Annotated in this window: 6 protein-coding genes and 1 pseudogene; all 7 read left to right on the plus strand. The window is 30.9% G+C overall.

Annotated features, from left to right (window positions below):
* Positions 1-133: pseudogene (locus tag RV14_RS12815) on the plus strand (DNA/RNA non-specific endonuclease); the annotation flags it as partial.
* A gap of 96 nt (positions 134-229) precedes the next feature.
* Positions 230-433: a hypothetical protein gene (locus RV14_RS11450; RefSeq protein ID WP_071856373.1), complete on the plus strand. Its 204-nt coding sequence runs from the start codon at positions 230-232 to the stop codon at positions 431-433.
* Positions 434-718: 285 nt separating this feature from the next.
* Positions 719-1,324: a hypothetical protein gene (locus RV14_RS11455; RefSeq protein WP_245785511.1), complete on the plus strand. Its 606-nt coding sequence runs from the start codon at positions 719-721 to the stop codon at positions 1,322-1,324.
* A gap of 266 nt (positions 1,325-1,590) precedes the next feature.
* Positions 1,591-1,845 (plus strand): type II toxin-antitoxin system RelB/DinJ family antitoxin, encoded by a 255-nt coding sequence (locus tag RV14_RS11460; protein ID WP_002326673.1) that lies wholly within the window; start codon positions 1,591-1,593, stop codon positions 1,843-1,845.
* Complete coding sequence (locus RV14_RS11465) at positions 1,832-2,110, plus strand: type II toxin-antitoxin system RelE/ParE family toxin (protein WP_002326674.1); 279 nt, start codon at positions 1,832-1,834, stop codon at positions 2,108-2,110. Before RV14_RS11460 ends, RV14_RS11465 begins: the two co-directional genes overlap by 14 nt.
* Positions 2,111-2,516: 406 nt before the next feature.
* Positions 2,517-3,128 (plus strand): recombinase family protein, encoded by a 612-nt coding sequence (locus tag RV14_RS11470; protein ID WP_071856375.1) that lies wholly within the window; start codon positions 2,517-2,519, stop codon positions 3,126-3,128.
* Positions 3,118-3,534, plus strand: coding sequence for a hypothetical protein (locus tag RV14_RS11475; RefSeq protein WP_071856376.1), 417 nt, complete (start codon positions 3,118-3,120; stop codon positions 3,532-3,534). Before RV14_RS11470 ends, RV14_RS11475 begins: the two co-directional genes overlap by 11 nt.
* The last annotated feature ends 10 nt before the right edge of the window (positions 3,535-3,544 follow it).

Consider the following 3,544-nt stretch of genomic DNA (forward strand, 5'->3'; position numbering starts at 1 on the left):
GGTTGCTAGAGGTGTACAAATGGAAGCGCAAAGTATAGAAGATAATGGAATTTCTTTCAATGTTTATATTCATAACACGCAGGAAGGTTATGTCATTGACTATCAAACAGGAAATTCTAGGGTTCAAAACTAATCAAGGGCGTAAAAATAGAGGTTACTTCCGTAAAAAGTAACCCCCAACAATCTACTATCCACGCCCATTCTAACAAGAGAATGGAGAGAAATCAAGATGAAGAAAATAAATAGTAATTTAGCAATGCTTATATTAACAGTAGGTATTTGGATTAGCTTTTTATCCATCGAATGGAAAGTTATTTTGTCTGCAGGGACAATGATTTACTTATTTTGTTCGTGGGATGTATATGTTGTAGAAGAACTACCGAGAAATTGTAAGAAGTCATTGGAAAATCTTCAGATAAAATATGTAAAATAATAAAAAAGATAGGTACTGCTTAGTGATGAAGTTTTAAGCAATACCTATCTTTTTCATTTGACATATAGATGTTATACTCAAGACGTAGTAAGTTTACGATAGCATTTTTTTGTTTCTAAAGCAATTTTAGAGGTTATGTTTATACATAGTTTTTTTCATAGTATATCATTGGAGAAATTGCCAATATAAGAAGTCAATATATTAAATGAAGAGGAAGTGAATGAGTTGTTAGTGGAAGCTGTTCATGTTCAGCCAGCACATGGAAGGATAAATGATTCCGTTTATTTGAAAAATAAAGTATTTACTTTTCGTGTAGCAAAAAAATTAGAAAAAAAGATTCAAAAGGGAATGCTTGTTTATTCTAAAGATGGTCAATTAGTTTATGTAAAAAACATCATTACAGGTAGATCTGAAGAAGAAAATGAGTATACTGCGGTCATTAGTAAAATTTTTAACGAAAATTCTGGCGTTCTTCCTGTGCGAAAAGGAGAAGGAGTACCTAAAATACGATTCATAAACAAAAAGACAATTTTTGAAGGGCTATTTTTAGAATTGAGAGATAAAACCTTATACAAAACTAAACGAAAGGTTTATTTTAAAGCACCACCAACTGTTCATAAGAAAATTGGCATAGGGGATATTGTGATTTTTTCTGTTAAAGGTAAAAAGTATCATGTATTAATTATCCAAGTCTATAAACCAACAGAATTGGATAAAGGAGTATCTTTTATCCAACCAAAATTTAAATCATTCTTTTTAAAAAAAGCTGCGAAAGGTTTCCAAAAGACCCAATATGTCACTATGCCAGAAGAGGAAAGTATTGTAACTTCTGATAAAAATCAAGAAATTAATCGTAAACGTCCTTTTATAATAAGGAAAACAAGTAAATAATGTGTGCATTTGGGACGAAGAAACTATAATGCAATTCTTAAATATGAAAATTTTATACAAAAGAAGCACAAAGACAAGTTTATAGCGAATAGATTTGTCTTTTTTCATTTGTTGTACTCTTATATTAGGTTGAGTGGCAAGTATTGATTATTCAATATACGTTTTATATACGTTTTTAGGTTTACTATGTACATACGTTGTACATACAATGTGTGTACAACGTGTTTGATTTGTGATATAATATAATTATTAAAGGGAGTGATAAGGTGTCAAGACTAAGTATTCGAATTGATGATGAATTAAAAGAACAAGCGAGAGAAGTTTACGAAGAAATCGGGATGGACTTATCAACTGCAGTCATTGTTTTTCTGAAGCAAAGTGTACGGGAGAGAAAATTACCTTTTCAACCAGGTAATGAACCTAGAGAAGATATCATAGCTAGATATGAAGCAGAAAATGGTATTACTACAAAAGTTTCTTCTGTAGATGAGTTGATGGAGAAATTAAATGCTGGCGATTGAGTTTACACCAAGTTTCAAACGTGATTATAAACGAATGATGAAAAAGCATTACAATGAAACAGAATTTAGAAAAGTGATTAATTTGTTAGTTAATCAAGAGCAAGAAGTATTGAGAACGAAATATAAAGATCATGCTCTTCAAGGCAACTGGAAAGGTTTTAGAGAATTACACGTACAGTCAGATTGGTTGCTTATTTATAAAATAGATGGTAAAAAACTAATTCTTACGTTAGTTAGAACAGGTAGTCATGACAAAATTCTATAAAAACTTGAAGTGGGGGAAGAAACTTAAAAATTTCTTCCTCTTTTTTGATTCTTCATTCCACAAATTTTTCAGTAGTCCAAATAATTAAGTCAGAAAGTCCCACTTTATAAAGTCCATCAGAGTATACCCTGTTGGACTTTTTGTGTATTCATGATATACTTGGATGTCATTTTTCTAGATAAATGGCATAAATTTTCAGCGCTAAGTGACAAAAGCAACTAATTTTTCATGATAGATTTTTAAATATCTCAATCTATCTCCAAAATTAGTTGCTTTTGTAGCTATAGTTGACTATAAATATGACAAATAATTAGAAAAACTGTGCCAATTAAATATAAAAATGACAAGTTGGGCAACAGGATTTTAAAAATAATTCAAATTTTTGAATTTTAAAGGAGTTTTTTCTATGGCTAAAATTGGATATGCTCGAGTAAGCAGTATTGATCAAAATTTAGATCGGCAGTTAGAATTGTTATCAAAGTGTGATAAAATTTTTACTGATAAGGCAAGCGGGAAAGATACCAATCGTGAAGGATTTCAAAAAATGATGGAATTCATACGTGAAGGTGATATTGTCGTTGTGACAGAATTAAAACGTCTTGGTCGAAATAATAAAGAGCTAACAGAAACAATGAATTTAATTCAACTGAAGAAAGCGACACTGGAAGTTTTGAATCTACCAGCTTTAACAGGAATTACGGATGATAACTTGCGTCGATTACTTAATAATTTAATTATTGAGTTATATAAGTACCAGGCTGAAGAGGAAAGAAAGTATATCAGAGAAACACAGCAACAGGGAATTGCACTTGTTAGAGCAAAAGGAAAATATAAAGGTGGGAAGCCTAAGTATCGAGAAGATGATAAGCGTATGCAATTAGCATTTAAATTATTTTTAGCTGGATCTACAGATAAAGAAGTAGAAGAGCAAACAGGAATTAATCGAAGAACATTTAGAAGATATAGAATGAAGTATGGTGTTACTAGTGAGAAAAGGGAGAAAAAGAATGAACTCTGAAGATATAAAGTGGCTTATCTATGGATCAGTTATGGGAATCGTGTCAGTTTTTATCTCACTGTTAGCTGCATATAAAGTGGGTGATGGGTGGTTAGGTTTCTGGGGAGGCTATCTTGGAGCTATTCTTAGTGGAATAATTGCTTTAGTTGTTGTGAGACTACAGATCAATGCAGATAGACAATTAAATAAAGAAGAGAAAAATGATAATACTTTTTATTACTTGTATTCACTATTAGAGAGTAGGAAATTTGAACTGATTTCAAATTCAACGTTTCAAGCGTTAAAAAAAGACATCTATGATAGTCTGGTAGATCAATTGAAAATTAAAGGTATCTATGTTATTGAAATAGAGGGAAATAGTCAATTAATAGTCGATTTTAGCAAAATACTGGATAGATGTCAATAAAGTAGACATA

The organism is Enterococcus ratti, assembly GCF_001886195.1.
Taxonomy (GTDB): Bacteria; Bacillota; Bacilli; order Lactobacillales; family Enterococcaceae; genus Enterococcus_B; species Enterococcus_B ratti.